This window comes from Edaphovirga cremea (assembly GCF_003332275.1).
In the GTDB taxonomy this organism is placed as follows: domain Bacteria; phylum Pseudomonadota; class Gammaproteobacteria; order Enterobacterales; family Enterobacteriaceae; genus Edaphovirga; species Edaphovirga cremea.
This window is the reverse complement of record NZ_QOVA01000001.1, coordinates 222,561-237,524: the sequence shown is the minus strand read 5'-3', so window position 1 is coordinate 237,524 and position 14,964 is coordinate 222,561. Positions and strand designations below refer to the sequence as shown.

Annotated in this window: 8 protein-coding genes; all 8 read right to left on the bottom strand. The window is 52.3% G+C overall.

All coding sequences use genetic code 11. The features are described from left to right. Window positions 1-36: 36 nt before the first annotated feature. Genes tssA through tssH form a run of 8 tightly spaced genes read right to left on the bottom strand, consistent with a single transcriptional unit; the run spans window position 37 to window position 14,810 of the window. Complete coding sequence (gene tssA / locus DRI82_RS01070) at window positions 37-1,644, bottom strand: type VI secretion system protein TssA (RefSeq protein WP_114191654.1); 1,608 nt, start codon at window positions 1,642-1,644, stop codon at window positions 37-39. Beyond that, window positions 1,641-4,988 carry an ImcF-related family protein gene (locus DRI82_RS01065; protein WP_114191653.1) on the bottom strand — a complete coding sequence of 1,116 codons (3,348 nt, stop codon included), beginning with the start codon at window positions 4,986-4,988 and terminating at the stop codon, window positions 1,641-1,643. Before DRI82_RS01065 ends, tssA begins: the two co-directional genes overlap by 4 nt. Before the next feature lie 7 nt (window positions 4,989-4,995). Then, on the bottom strand, window positions 4,996-6,186 hold the full coding sequence (locus DRI82_RS01060; protein ID WP_114191652.1) for a hypothetical protein: 1,191 nt from the start codon (window positions 6,184-6,186) through the stop codon (window positions 4,996-4,998). A 2-nt stretch (window positions 6,187-6,188) separates the two neighbouring features. After that, the gene (locus DRI82_RS01055; protein WP_114191651.1) at window positions 6,189-6,452 is read right to left on the bottom strand and encodes a PAAR domain-containing protein; all 264 of its coding nucleotides are present in this window, start codon (window positions 6,450-6,452) and stop codon (window positions 6,189-6,191) included. A gap of 57 nt (window positions 6,453-6,509) precedes the next feature. After that, window positions 6,510-7,439 (bottom strand): hypothetical protein, encoded by a 930-nt coding sequence (locus tag DRI82_RS01050; RefSeq protein ID WP_114191650.1) that lies wholly within the window; start codon window positions 7,437-7,439, stop codon window positions 6,510-6,512. A gap of 2 nt (window positions 7,440-7,441) precedes the next feature. Beyond that, window positions 7,442-9,751, bottom strand: a complete 2,310-nt coding sequence (locus DRI82_RS01045) for a hypothetical protein (RefSeq protein WP_114191649.1) — start codon at window positions 9,749-9,751, stop codon at window positions 7,442-7,444. Window positions 9,752-9,762: 11 nt separating this feature from the next. After that, window positions 9,763-12,123, bottom strand: a complete 2,361-nt coding sequence (locus DRI82_RS01040; protein ID WP_114191648.1) for a type VI secretion system Vgr family protein — start codon at window positions 12,121-12,123, stop codon at window positions 9,763-9,765. After that, window positions 12,120-14,810 carry a type VI secretion system ATPase TssH gene (gene tssH, locus DRI82_RS01035; protein ID WP_114191647.1) on the bottom strand — a complete coding sequence of 897 codons (2,691 nt, stop codon included), beginning with the start codon at window positions 14,808-14,810 and terminating at the stop codon, window positions 12,120-12,122. Before tssH ends, DRI82_RS01040 begins: the two co-directional genes overlap by 4 nt. Window positions 14,811-14,964 lie beyond the last annotated feature (154 nt).

Below are 14,964 nucleotides of genomic sequence, written 5' to 3'. Positions count from 1 at the left end.
GAGGCAGCTTCAAGTATGACGGGTATGGATATAAATTCAGCCACAGAGCACCATGGCACGGGAAGGATCTATGGCGATGAGACCTGCCAGCAGGGCGTCCATCTCGGGCATCAGACGAGCCTTATCGGACTCGCTGCGACCAGCTTTCATGCGCAGTAGTTTCAGGCGACGAGCCTGCACTTCAAACAACAGCGCGGGCTCCCAGTCTCCCAGCGTCAGTTGCGTTGCACTGGCCGTCAGTTCGCCCAGAAGATGCAGCGCCATTTCGTTGCGTCCGTACTGCTCGGCCACCCGGGCCATCAGCAGTCGTACCAGCCAGCGTTGACGCGGCGTATCTGAACCTGGACGGGTCTGAAGCCAGGAGAGCGCGGCTTCAGGCCCTTCACTGTCGCCCTTTTCCATCGCCTCTGCTTCCAGCGAGAGCACATCGTCCACCTGACTGTTTGTCACCATGGCGGCTTCATCGTGGAACATAAGCCTGTCTTCACTGACTTTTTCGTTTATCCAGCCCTGCGTGACTTCATCGGCGAACGGGGTGCCGTCATTCCAGGTGAGTTGCTCAAGCCCGGGCAGGCGTTTCAGCAAGAAACGCAGATCGTGAATGACAGAATCTGACCAGGCTTCCCAGGGTTGACCGCCGTGACTGAGTCCCTGCCAGAGATACCACTGAAGATCGAGCCAAAAGTGGTTCACACCTTCGCAGTACATCTGGCTGGCCTGCTCAACCAGTTCAGCCCAGTTTTTCTGTAGGTACAGGCGCTTTAACTGAGCCCGGTACTCCGGTTTTGGTGGCACCAGACGGGTTCGCCCGCTGCTGTCCAGCGGTGGGATCTGATCAACCGTATCCCAGCGCACCGTTTTCATCAGTCGGTGAGAAGCCAGCCAGCCCTGCGGTTGTTCACCCAGCCAGCGGGAAAGGAACTTTGTCTGGTCAAGCAAATCGCGCCCGGACTTTACGGCAGACAACTGTGGCAAGTTCGCTGTTTCGGATCCGCGCCCCGGCTCCTGGGTACTGCTGTTCTGGGGGATGAGTGACCCCATGCCACCGGAACGCGCCAGGCGATTTTCCAATGCGGAACAGAGACCGGCAAATGACGGCCTTTCGCTGTCAGGCCATTCACTGACGGCAGTCGCCAGCAGGTTGACAGCACCCACAGTCAAACCCGTATCGTCCCGGTCCACCTCGGGCCAGAGCGTGAGGGTATCGAGCATTTTACCGCTGTTCAGCCATTCCAGTGCCCCTTTACGCGCATTGGGGCGTTGGGGGTGGTTTTGCTGACCGTAACGGGTGAGCATCGCCACCAGCAACGTTAAGCCTTCCGCCAGCCCCTTCTCACCGTCACGATGCAGACGGGCCTGGATGTACCAGGTCACCACGCGGATATCTTTGGCGGTACGGCAAAGTAACTTTTCCGCCAGCGCGCACAATATTTCCGCATCGGTGCCCGAGATCTTATTGATCTCTTCGCGCATCAGTTGGAAATCATCGTCATAGGCCGGGTCTTCCCCAGTATGCAGTTCCTGACTGCATGGGTGTAACCAGTTATCCCAGAGCGACAGGGCTCTGGCTGCCTGGGAGAGAAGGCGCTGCTGTTCTTCCTTATCCGTGGTGCATGCTGTTAACAGGGCTTGCGGTGAACTCATTGCATGTCCTCCATTTCAGCATCAACGCTGAAAATTGACTCCGGCAGGCGAAACCCCTGGAGTTTCAGTAGCGCAAGCGGGCCATCTCCCAGCTCACTTCGCATGACGAATTTCAGCGGATTACCATCCGGTGTTTTCCACACCAACTGGGTACGGCTTCCATCAAGCGGGGTGATCTGTGCCTTATCCAGCAAACGGATGAACCCCCAGTTACCCTGATTATTTGCATACAGCCGCATGCCTGAATTCACGCTGCGCCAGCTGAGCTGAACGCCTGGATAATACGTGTTCCCTGGCCAGACGAAGCTCTGCCAGCTCTCCATTTGGTTGAAGTAGTCAAGGCTCTGCTCGTCAAGGGACAGTTGCATGCGGGCGACATCACGGGAGGGTCTTGCCATCAGTTCGAAATGCACACCGGCATCGCCCTGGGCAAAGATAATGTCCGAGATTTCCGCGAGTTGGTTAATCGCACTCAGGAATGCCGGATTGACCTCCATTCCCTGGCTGGCCGCAGGATCCACCACCCAGAGATTGCCTTCCTGATGGAGGATGCCGCCGAGGTTGGTTTTCAGGAAGGTGGTGATTCGCCCTGAGTCGCTACGCAGAAACTGGGTCAGCAATGGCAGGGACGCATCGCTGCCGGTGGCGTTAAACGGATAGCGACCGGCGAAGGCTTTGTTCCACTGATCCACTATCGTTGTCTGCCAGCGAACATTCAGGCTTCCCGCGGCCGGGGCAAGTACCTGTCGCCAGGCCAGATCGAGCGGCTGCACAAACAACGACTGGCCAAAACCGCTCCATTCCTGCCCGAGGCTTGCGGCCATCAGACTGCCGTAATCACGGGTATCCGTCAGATCGATGGCTTTGCCCTGGAAAACGGTCTGAGCCAGCATCTGAGACATCGCCTGCGGGTCTGGCGCACTGGTGACCTGCTGAAGCTTGAGACGTACCTGCGTGACGCGGGCAAGCCAGGACTGGAAGCTCAGGTTGCCATTACTGCCCGTCCCCTCCTTTCCTTCCATCAGTCCCAGCAGCGGACCAAATACGCCCTCAAGCGGGCCTTTGGGTCCCTGAGCCTGTTCAATGAACTGTTTTGCGTTCTTCTTCTGACCCATCAGTTTCTTCGCCGAATCCACAATCGAATCTGCCAGCGCTTCACCCTTCTGACCGGTTTTCCCCTGCCAGGCCAGCGTGTTCATCAACGCAACCAGCGGTGACTGACGCACGTCAGCCACCAGGTTGAGCTGGGCAATCGCCTCCGAAAGTGAGCTGGCTTCCTGCCATTGAATACTGTTGACCATATTCAGCCAGGCATTGCCAAAATCGGTGAAATAGCGTTCGGTCAGACGGGCTTCGGGGGCGATATCGCTCCCCGGTTGATGAGTTTTGTCCGTCAGCACCCAGTCGATTTCATCGCGACGGGTTTTGACCACCTCGTCAATGGCGTCCTGAACCTGCTCTTCCCAGGCCTGTCGGGTGAACATCCCAGGTACTACCTCTTCTGTACTGAAGACTGTGGAGGCATCGGTGTCGCCGGTCATGTCTGCGAGCGTCAGATCGGGCCAGTTGCTGGCAACGCGCTTAAGCATGTCCTGATACAGCCCGGACTCAGCGTTACGCTGTCCAATCTGCTTGAGCAGGATTTGACGCACATTGCTGATAAGTCCGGCGTCGGGCTTTATTTTCCACTCCGGATGTGCCGGGAGGTTCTGCGCATAGAACCCCAATAATTTGGGGGCCAGCTCCTGCCAGGCGCCATCTGGAACGCCCTGGCGTTTCGGCCAGGAGGTCAGCACATTTTTCGCCAACCACCCGGCCTCCGCTTTATCCGGTCGGGCCATCATCAGGTAGCTTTTCAGCACATCGTAGGTGCGTTGCGTGTCCTGCGCACGGGCGTCACTGGCCGGTGGCAGTTGCACAAAGGCATTCAGCTGTTGTTTCAGGTGATCTGCGGTGGCATCACGCATCAGCAGGGCATTGTTACGGGCATACAACGGCCAAAGCGCGGCCAGGGTATCGTGGTCCTGATTGAGGCCAAAGCGGGTGTACCACGGGGCTCCGGTCGCTTCACGGTTTTGCAGACGAGCAATGGCCTGCTGGAGCACCAGTTGATTACGCAGACGCTCAGCCAGTGGCTGTTGGGTATCAGCGGCAAGACGGGCGGTATCCTGCGCCTGATAAATCTGCGCCCGGTTGACGCCGAGTGATAACGCTGTGCCAGCCCCCCAGAGGGTAACGAGAGCCAGCAGCGATAAACGGAGCACTTTCAGCCCGTCGACAGTGAGTTTTTTAGGCCGTACCGCATCACAGTCGTCGATGAGCGCTTTCCATGTTGGGGTATCGAGACGGGTATTGGGTACCGACCCCGCGACAGACAGCTCAGGGCTGAACATTGCCCCCCGCAGGCGATAGGCGGCAGAACCCTGCATCAGCCCATTAAACAAAACGTTCAGGTTCGCTTTCAGTTCGCCCTGCAAACGGGAAGAGAGTTGCAGTAGCCAGTCATGCTGAGGGTTGCGCAGTACTTGAGACATGCCGACCTGACGTAAACGTGGTACCAGCGCATTCAGCGTTGCGTTGGCGTCATCTGGCGTCGCGCCCGGGCCGAACATGGTGCCGATCGCAACTTCCTCAGCCCCTTCCTGAGCGCCGGACTCTTTGTCGGTCAACCACAGCCAGACAGGAACCTGCCAACCCAGTAGTTGATCGGCTTTCTGGCGGCAGCGTAAAAAGGCGTCGCGCTCGATATCAGTCGGTAACGCTGAGGTATTCATGACTTGAACAATGCCGTCCAGCGGGCAACGTGGTCTTATCTGTTTTAACGTAGTGAAGAATGCTTTTTCCGGTTGTGACTGAGCATCTCCGCCGTGGATGAGGACGCAACCCTCACTCTCCTGCCATAAGTCACGAGTAAGGCCCGGCACTGCCTTTTCAATATCGTCATCGTTGCCCTGTACAAGCAAAATACGGATTTTGCGTTTCCAATGACGGCCATAGCGAAGATTGAGATGTTCAGCGATTAATTCAGGGACAAATTGCGATGTTTCTTCATCTGTATGACTCGTGATTGATAACACTTCATTTTCCGCCAGTTGATTAGAGCGCCATTTGACATGCACCCCTGTTTTACCTGCACGCTCAAACACGCGTTCGATGGCCCAGGCAATTCCCCCCGCTACGATAATAAGTAATGCACAGTACAGCGCGATCCCCTTACCGTCATAAGGGCCAAAACCTGTAACCCTGGCGGTTGCCTCCGGCCAGAACCAGAAAAGACCCGATAAAATAAGAACCACGCAAATAAGGAACAGCGCGACAGAACCAATAATGTATGAGATTTTCATGACTGATTTACACAATCCCTGATGTTTTTTCTGAGGTCACGGCGCATAACTGGTGACAGGAAGAGGAGGTTTCCACGACGATCATCTGTGGCTCAGCATCGGTCTGAGATTGCCTTGCTGCCAGAATCAATGATTGCCAAGGGGCCGCTGCACCGGCATAACCGATCACGGTGTCTAGGTTGACGTTTCTTTGTGCTGTCAATTTCGGTGCTAAAGCAGTACAGGCATTGCTCCATATCTCCTCACTTGATAGCTTCCCACCTGTTATCCATCCCCTTAATGGCGCTGTCATGTCGAGTTTTCCCCAGAGCATTGCTCTGCTCAGTGCATGACTAAGCGTATCCAGCTTGTTAATTTGTGGGCGATGAATACGAATACCCGGTGAAGGAGTAACAGCAGGGAGGCGGCGGTTACTCATCAGCATCATGGTGATGGCTTCACCACTGTCCTGTGGCGGAACGTCATAAATCTGAGCACTGATAATAAGTATTGCCGTTGGAATATCATGATGCTGATCCAGCCAGTAATCGAGAATACTGATCCCAGCCAGATTACGTATTCTTCGCAGGGGCAAGTCAATCTTTGAAAATAAAGCATCCGCTAATTCAGAAAGGTTATCGCTGAGGTCAAATGCTATATAACACGGCATAGTGACAGGCAGTTGGGCAAGCATGCTTATGGCATGACCGCTGATATCCCCCACATAACTTTCAAATATCCCTTTTGAGGTTCCCAAGTCCGGTAAGGCTGTATGCCTTATCGTGCTGACACCATCTCTCGCCAGGCAATGATTAATCATTGAAGATTTATCCAGTGTGGCCTGCTGAGTTTCCTTGTCACCAGGTTCACCTGTTTCAAGTGCATTAATCAGGTACTCATCCACCAGCCAGGCAAAACGTTGTCCCCTTGCTGTTTCTGATGCAATTAATGCTTCCCGTTCTTTATTCCATGAATGGGTACCGACGCGTTCCAGTTTGTATCCAACACGGCGCAAGGCGAAAAGACTTCCCCAACTCAGCACTGGAAGGCAAATTGCTGCAAACCAGAATTTAAAACCCGTTCGCTCCCCTTGCCAGAACCAGAGGGTAATACCAACTCCGATAAGAAAAATAATTACCCCCGCCATGACCCAACGAAAGGTGAAGGGACGTTGAATATCGGGTGCTTTATCCGGGATTGCATCGAGATTAACAGGCATGATTAACCGACCAGTGCGTCCGGTAAAGAGGTAATAAGAGTGCAGCCACAACCACATTTATGACCGTGAAAAGCAACAGGAATACCGTTGTCCAGATAATCCGGATTACCCTCCACAATGGTGGTTGGCCCGTGCCCCTGAACAGGACATGAAACCTTATCCCCTTTACGAGCCACACCAATGCCGCCAAAAATCATCTTGGATGAGCCCGATTGAACGGTGCCACCATGTGTGGTTTTGTCGCCAATACGAATTATTGCTAACATATATTCTCCTGGGTAAAGCGCGCTGTTTTGTTAAATTATCAACTTCAGAACCAGAGACTAAATAGTTAAATCAGAACACAGCATGTTGTTATCAATAGGTATGTTTTTATTGTTAATATATCTTGCTTTGCACCATTTCCCATCAGCACTCACGGATAATAAATTAATCTTGTCATTTTTAATAAGATATGATTTTGTTACATTAAAGGATGAGTCATAAAAAAAAGCTTTAGGCTGCTTAATGCTTATCGCAGGGTATAATAAGCACTCATTGACCTCTGAAGTTTGGGGGGTTGCTTTATTTAGTTCAATTTTCCCATTGGCATTTTTTTCAGACATTATTTCAGCCTGCTGAGGGTCTTGAGCGTTATATATAACCCATGGATTATTAGTAAAAACTTCACATTCACCATTGTTAGTCATAGATAAAACCGAGTACTTATCATCCAACATTGCTTGCTTATTATTGTAAAGTTTATATAATAATTTGCCTTTATTTTTATAGATTACAATGGGTAGGTAACTCATTTTACCATTTAATATCAAGCTGGTGTCCGTAGAATCCATGTCATCTTCAATTTCATTAACTTTCTGATCTATGTAATCAGAATATTTTTCCGGTGATGACATGTCTAACCCACAAACACCCTCTTTTATCAACACTCCATTTTTTTTGCTTTTAATATTATAATATAAACAATCAATGTTAAATTTATCATTACTGTAATTTAAGGTGGCATAAACAGTGGAGTCATGTAGTGACTGTCCATCAGCTATAATCGCAGGAGCTCCAGAAAAAAAATCGAATGAGTACGAAGGGTTTCCTGTATAATCTTCTTCAAATTTCAATGTTCCTTTTTTGTTACCGTTTTGTGCATAAATCTCATGATTTGATTTATCATATCCATACATCACTGCGTCTTTGGCAAAACCAACCATTGAATGACCGCTTAAAGCGACCATCAGCATAACCATATACTTGTTCATGTTTAGAATTCCTTAGGGGCAGAGGATGTATTTTCTAAAATAGATTGGAATTTATTAGCGTAAGAAGCTATTAACACTTTTTGATCATTACCGTTAATAACCTTCCTGGCACTTTCATAATCCACTCCACTGCCATTAATATATGACGATATCTTTTTCCCAGTGAAGATACCATCCTCCATCCCCCAAACCATGATTGGGACTGCATACTTAAAATCACCGGCAAGGTCTGGATGGCTTACGAAATCCGCCCCGTACTTTTCCTTTGCCTTTTGATAGTTGTTTTTCCATGTCAGATGAACACAACCTCGCCCGCGATATTTAAAACCATCTCCTTGATGTGTATTACCATTGGCTACAGCTCTGTTTTTCCATGATTGCGTTTCGGCTAATACAGGGTCGTATTTATTAAAATAACTTACACTCCCAACTTCAGGTTGCTCACTAAAATACTCACCTGTTGTGAAATGATATGTCTCATGCCTTGCTGTAGCTAACATATAAGAAAGTCTATATAAATTTGGTTTATATTCCGAAGATATGGAATAAAAATCATTTATACTTTTCAGTAACTTCCGTAAATTATTTTTTGAACCTTGCGACAGATTTAGCGTTACTGGGGCAAATGAAACATGTTCGCTTTCATACATAGCAAGAAAAGCATCAACATTAATTAGCTCTAGTGCATTGTTTAGCGCATTCAAAAACATCACCGGATGAAAATGCCACACCGGCTTTCCACTCTTAAACGCATCCACCTGACTCATCCACTCGCAGTCATCAAGCCACTGTTTCGCGTATGCCATACGCAGTCGATCATAGTTCTGAAAGAATACACTCCACCGATGATGACGACTGCCTCCAAACCATTCGCTGTCGTGCTTTACAACCAAACGTGCCGCAATGTCCCTGAGTCCCAGCTCCGGGTGATGGAGCGCGTTGTAAAGCTCCTTTCCCGAAAGTTCACCATCCCCATCCGCATCTATCTTTTTGACCAGATTTTTATAGAACGCCGAGACCTGCTTTTGCTGTATTCCACGCTCTTTACCCACCTGCTCTGACAACCAGTCGTAAGCACCCTTTACCCAGTTTTCGCGCAGTGACTTCGATACATCTTGCGAGGCTTCCTCTTCGAGGGTAGTGAAACCCAGTTCCTTCAGGTCATACTGATTCAGTTGGTCAACGTCATCCTGACTCATCCAGCTGTTATCACTGATCTTATACCAGGTTTTGTGTTGTGCATCCTCAAATGGGCTGCAATCGGTAACGCGAAGGATTTTTCCACTGTCTTTTTCAGTTTTACTCGTCGTTTTCGTAAAGACTCTCAGTTCACCCTCTCCTGATTTGGCATACAAATCAGCATCAGCGTGAAGTCGAACAAATTTCTGACCACTTGTGATTCCCGCAGGATTATTCAGGAAAGCGGGCATTCGTGAGTCTGTGCTGATGACCTCAATATGCGCGTAATGGCAGGTATTAACCTGGCTCTTACCCGCAGGCGCTATATCCTCTCCCAGGAAACCGATAGCATCTCCGGCCTCAATTTCAAGGGTTGCAGCAGGTTTGGTTACCGAATCAAACATGCCCTGATTTACTGCTTTCTGCATCCACACTGGCATCTGAGCATACTGCTCACCATCCGGCTCCATAAATTCAGGCAACAGCGTCACCCAGAAAGCATCCCCAGAGGCTTCACCACTGGCATTCAGCATTTTCGCAAGACCAAAAGGCTGTACAGCCCCGCCGTTACGAAACTCCTTCTGTTTATGGACTATTACCCGAGTATCTTTTTTGAGTTCTCCGCTTTTTGCCGGAGCCGCAGGGATACCATCTGATGAAGCACTGTTCTCAAAGTTACCGGCAGCTCGCTTCCGAACGTCTGTTTTGGCTTTAAAACATTTCGCTTTTGGAAAAGCAGACAGCGGCGCAAGGCCCATATACAGCGAGTAAAACTCCAACCAGCTATTCTCTTTTTCCGGGGCAGGTTTGCAGGTCGACTTCACCAGGACAAATGTACTTGAGTAACGTAATTCTTTTCCGTTGTAATCAGCCCTTTTGTGATCCTGATTCAGGCGCCAGGCCACCACCTCACCTTTTGCCATACACCGCAAGGGCACTGCTGTATCCACAGAGTCGGCTGTGAGCACTGAGCCTGGTGCCGATACCTGACTGACATGAATCCCCCCATGCCAGAGTTGGTTGGTACCTGCAAGCCATGAGCCATGTGGCTCGCGGCCTATCAAGCCCATGACTTCTTCCAGAGAAGAATATTCGCTGCCATTCTGTTTGCGAACCGGGAAGCATATTTTCATTACCGCAATCCTTAGCGTGACATATTGCCATCTGTTGCAGGGGGCAGGAGTTCAAGGGAGGTCTTGTCAAAGACTGGCCTTTCGGTATCCAATGAAGCTCCCCCCATTGGCACCTGGTAGCGAGAGGCTTTAACCAGATAGTCGCCGGAAGAACCATGTTCAATCCCGTTCTGGCTCAGTTTCAGATACGAACCGCCACTGTTGAGCGTCAGCGTTTTGGGTGTACTGATAACAATTTCGTCGTCGCGGCTGGTGACTGTTATCTGCTGTTTGGCAAACAGCGCCATCGTGTTGTGCTGCGCCTGGATTTCCACATCACCCTGGTTGGCGACCAGTTTCGCGCCTGCTTTATGCACAAACAGCCCCAGGGCCTTTTCAACTGTGAAAGAAAGGTTTTTCATCGCGCCAATATCGAGGTGCTGACCGGCGTTAATCATGGTATTGCGGATGCTGGTGAACTGAAGGTGTTCACCGGAAGTGAGGGCCACGCCCTGTGGCGCACTTGCCAGCAGTGCGGCAGACTGGAGGTTTTTGAGCCGGTTTGTCACAAGACTAATCTGGGTGCTGATATCTGAAGTCAGTGCCTGAGCTTTTTCCGCCGCACTGTTCAGCAACTGCATCTGGCTGTTGGCCTGGTTGATCTGGTTAACGGCAGGTGTCATTTCCAGAACAGGGCCTTGCGCTTTCGGTTGTTCATCCGCCGTCAGGAAGATGCCTTTGGCCGCACGGATTGCACCGAATTCGTCAGTTCGCAACTCAAAACCGACACCGCGCTGTTGACGCTGGCCGTTGACCAGGTGACCCATATTGAGCTGGCTCTTGCCGTATTCCGTGGCGAGCTTGATATGCTCTTCCTGCCGCCTATCTTCCATGCGAAGTTTGTTGTTCGCCGGGGTACGCCAGATATTGCGCGTGTGGTTATCGCTGGTGACGTGGTCGGGGTGTTCGGAATCATGCTGGGCATAGGCGATATATGGCCGGTCAGGGTCACCGCTGTCAAACACCACGGAAACTTCTGTACCGTCAAGCAAGGGTGCATGCCAGCCATAGGTATCACCGGCATACGGTTTCGCCATACGCAGCCAAAGATAGGCGTACCCCTGCTCGGTGCTGTTACGGTCGAAATCCAGCTTCACACGATAGCGTCCCTGCTCATCCAGCCAGGCGTAAGTGTCACCCTTCTGAGTGCTCTCCACGCGGGCTGGCAGGGAACCGGAAATCACCGGGCGATTGATGAGTGCCGGACGGTAGCAGACGGTTTCGGTGTACGGGATACCCTCAAATTCCAGCCTGAAGCTGCTTTTACGTGAACCACTGCTGCGTACCGTAGTGATAACGATCCCGTCTTTCACGGCTTCTGGCAGGCTGCTGGTGTCTGTTTCCAGTACCTGCCCGGGGGCCAATAACGGGCTGGTGGAACGACCGCTGACGGTGTATTGCTTGTTGAGAATCCGCTCGTGGCGCAGACGGGCAAAAAATGCGCCGGTCTCCGTACTCTCTGTATCACCTTCTGACAGGAACGGCTCTGCGTAGTGATAGGTTTCACCCGTAGTGATCCCCTCTTTGCCACTGATGCTATCCGTACTGTCCTGCGGCGTCAGCGCCTGGCGGTAGTTGTAATCCCGGTTCGCCACACTCCTCGTCATCACCTGGTATGCCGTATGGATATCCCAGATGCTTTCCTGTCCGCTGTCGCTCATGCCTGCGGGGTTACGTAACGGTAAGGTCACGCCGAATTGGTACTGTTCCTGGGTGTCCAGGAATATCACCACGTCCTGCTCAAGGCGACTATCCATTTCAAAGCGCCAGAAAATCCCCACTTCCGCCAGCAGACGCTGCACGAATTCCAGATCGGTTTCCCGCCACTGGGTGATGAGCTCCCGGGTCGGATAGTCCCGTGACAGGCGAAAATCAAAATCAGGACCTTCCAGTCCGTGTTTACGCAGCACCTGCTCCACCACTTCCGTGACGGATTGGTTAAGAAAGACCTCGCTGTTCTTCGTATGCTTCAGCAGGGCGATACGAGGTATCAACGTCAGTGCATAACGGGTTTCATCTTTAGAAGTGGACACTCGACGAAACGCGCCCACCACGCCAAAAACAGTACGCACCGGCACGGCTGGCGCACCGGTAAACATCGGCGTCTGATAGGTAAACGAGGCGGGTTTGAGCAACAGCGTGTCGCAGTTGATATCCGGCGTTTTGCAAGTGAGCGACACCGCGTAGTGCCAAGGCTGACTGAATGACTCTTCTGCTCGAAAACTCAACACATCCAAAAAATGGGGGCAGTCATGCACATCCATCCGATAGCGTGACTGGCCTAGCGGTTGTTTCACCAGGCTGTCGGCTTTGTTTGACAGGGAATCACTCATTGCAGCTCTCCTTCAACTGGCTCATCAAATGCCAGCACAATGCCTTCTTCTTCGTCCCAGTTCAGCGTCAGGGATGAAGGCTTGCATTGTGCCGCCATACGGCTTAACAGTTGCTGGCTCAGCACCGGCAAGATTTGCTGATTCAGCACCGGCAAGATTTGCTGATTCAGCAGGCTGTCAACGTTACGAGCCCCGGTATCCGGCAGCAGGCAGGCAATGGTCAGGGTGTCGCAGAGGCTTTCCCCGATGTGGGTGGAAATGCCGTAATGCCGTTGCAGGCGGCGACTCACCTGAGCAAGTTTCATGCTGACGATGGTACGCATGGCGTCTTGTTCCAGAGGGCGATAAATCACCGTCTGGAAGCGGGCCAGCAGAGCGGGCTGGAAATGATCGCGCAGGATCGGACGCATCAGCTCATGCAAATCGCTTTCTGTCGCTTCCGGTTGCTCGTCGATGAGTTGCATCAACGGATCGCTGCCAAGATTGGAGGTCATCAGTATAACTGTGTTGCGAAAGTCGATTTCGCGCCCTTCCCCGTCACGCATAAAGCCCCGGTCAAAAACCTGGTAAAACAGGTTCATCACGTCCCGGTGGGCTTTTTCCACCTCATCCAGCAACACCACGCTGTACGGACGCTTGCGAACCGCTTCAGTGAGGATGCCACCCTGGCCGTAACCCACGTAACCCGGAGGCGAGCCCTTCAACTGGGAAACGGTATGCGGCTCCTGGTATTCAGAGAGGTTGATGGTGATCAGCGATTTTTCTCCGCCATACAACACATCTGCCAGCGCCAGCGCGGTTTCGGTTTTCCCCACTCCACTTGGACCCACCAGTAAAAATACTCCCTGTGGTCCGTTCTCCGGCGTCAGACCGGTTTTAGATGCCCGCAGACGTTGGGCAATGGCGTTAAGCGCGGGAACCTGGCCAACAACGCGGGTTGCCAGTTGATCTTCAAGGGTTAGCAGCTCAGCCTGTTCATCCTTCATCAGGGATGAAAGCGGTACGCCCGTCCAGTCGGCAATCACTGTCGCCACCGTGCGCGCATCGACGTCCAGTCCCAGCAGCGGGCTGTTATTCTGAGCCAGTGTCAGTTCCGACTGCATGGCCGCAAGCTCTTCCTGACGGCTGACATCACTGCGGCAATCCTTCAATTTCTCTGTCAGTTGCTTTTCCGTCGCAAACTGAGACTGAAAGGTCTGCTGTTGCAGGTTGAGCTCTGCGGTGAGGCGCTCAATCTCGGGCTGACGGGAGGTATCCACCTGATTACCCAGGGAGATATCCTCCAGCAGTTCCTGTTGTTCCATCGCAAGCGACGTCAGTTCGGTCTGCAACCGGGTGAGTTGCTCGGGCAACGTATCCAGACTCATGCGGACACGGGCAGCGGCGGTATCCAGCAAATCCACAGCCTTATCCGGTAATTGGCGACCGGTCAGGTAGCGGCGCGACAGCGTGACGGCAGCACGAACGGCTTCCCCGGTGATATGTACACCGTGGTATTCAGCATAACGGGATTTTAGACCACGCAGCATCAGGCAGGCAGTGTCATCATCCGGTTCGTCAACTTTGACCATCTGGAAACGGCGCTCAAGCGCGGCGTCACGCTCAAAATACTGTTTGTATTCGCTCCATGTGGTGGCGGCGATAGTGCGCAGTTCCCCACGAGCTAAAGCAGGCTTCAGCAGGTTGGCCGCATCGGCCCCACCCGCCTGATTCCCGGCTCCGATGATGGTGTGCGCTTCATCGATAAATAGCAGAACCGGAACCGGCGATTGCTGTACCGCGTCGATGATATTTTTCAATCGTTGTTCAAATTCACCTTTAACCCCGGCTCTGGCCTGTAATAAGCCCAGATCGAGCGTTCTGACAATCACAGGCTTCAGGCTTTCCGGCACGTTCCCTTCGGCGATACGCAGTGCCAGCCCTTCAACAAGTGCCGTTTTGCCCACGCCAGGTTCACCCACCAGAATCGGGTTGTTTTTACGGCGGCGGGAAAGAATATCCACCATCTGACGGATCTCGTTATCACGGCCAAACACCGGGTCAATTTTCCCGTCACGAGCCCGGGCGGTGACATCCACAGTAAAGCGGTTCAGAACGGCGTCTTCTGGGGTCACGTCTGGCTTTTCGCCACTGGTTTTACCCTGAGAGTCTCGGTGCGGATCCCTCGCCCTGCCGACAAATGTCACATTACCCACTGGCTCTCGGACCTGAGCCTCAGGGCGTTCATCTGAGTGGGCTTCCAGAATCGGGCGTAGCCTCTCCAACTGGCTGGTGGTCAGGGTCATTAACGGCCACAGCCCCTCGCAGCGGGCAAGCCCTGGAGTTTCAGTCATGGCGGTTAACAGATGCACACTGCGGATCTGATCGTCGCCAGCCAGCGTCGCGGACAGCCAGGCCTGTTTTAGCAGAGACTGAAGCGAGACCGAGAGTTCCGGTCGGCTTCGAACCGAGCGGGGTTGTCTGTCCAACCAGTTGAGCAACGCCTGCCAGACGGCATCCATATCCCATTCATAACGGCGGGCGAGCACCGTCAGGTCCCCTTCCCCCTGTTCAAGAAGCTTTAACAACCAGTGCTCCGGTGTAATTTCCGCATGGGCACGTGTCTGGCACAGCGACGCCGCGCCTTCAAGAGCCCGGGCACAGTAGTGATTCAGGCGGCGCAGCAAAACGGCGGACTGACTTTCCATATCTATTCTCTCTTGTATTCAGGTTATGGACACGCTACCGCCCATCACTGTTAACCAAAGCGCACGAGGTCAGAGGGCAGATTTCAAAGTCACTTTTGTGGTCACCCGCAGAGGATGACGGCAAAAGACACCTTGTGGGCTGGCTTTCGCCAGC

Excerpts from the sequence above, each read along its gene's own strand:
- DRI82_RS01055 (WP_114191651.1), bottom strand. The coding sequence starts at position 6,452 with ATGTTAGCAATAATTCGTATTGGCGACAAAACCACACATGGTGGCACC.
- tssA (WP_114191654.1), bottom strand. The coding sequence starts at position 1,644 with ATGAGTTCACCGCAAGCCCTGTTAACAGCATGCACCACGGATAAGGAA.
- DRI82_RS01065 (WP_114191653.1), bottom strand. The coding sequence starts at position 4,988 with ATGAAAATCTCATACATTATTGGTTCTGTCGCGCTGTTCCTTATTTGC.
- DRI82_RS01040 (WP_114191648.1), bottom strand. The coding sequence starts at position 12,123 with ATGAGTGATTCCCTGTCAAACAAAGCCGACAGCCTGGTGAAACAACCG.
- DRI82_RS01045 (WP_114191649.1), bottom strand. The coding sequence starts at position 9,751 with ATGAAAATATGCTTCCCGGTTCGCAAACAGAATGGCAGCGAATATTCT.
- DRI82_RS01050 (WP_114191650.1), bottom strand. The coding sequence starts at position 7,439 with ATGAACAAGTATATGGTTATGCTGATGGTCGCTTTAAGCGGTCATTCA.
- DRI82_RS01060 (WP_114191652.1), bottom strand. The coding sequence starts at position 6,186 with ATGCCTGTTAATCTCGATGCAATCCCGGATAAAGCACCCGATATTCAA.
- tssH (WP_114191647.1), bottom strand. The coding sequence starts at position 14,810 with ATGGAAAGTCAGTCCGCCGTTTTGCTGCGCCGCCTGAATCACTACTGT.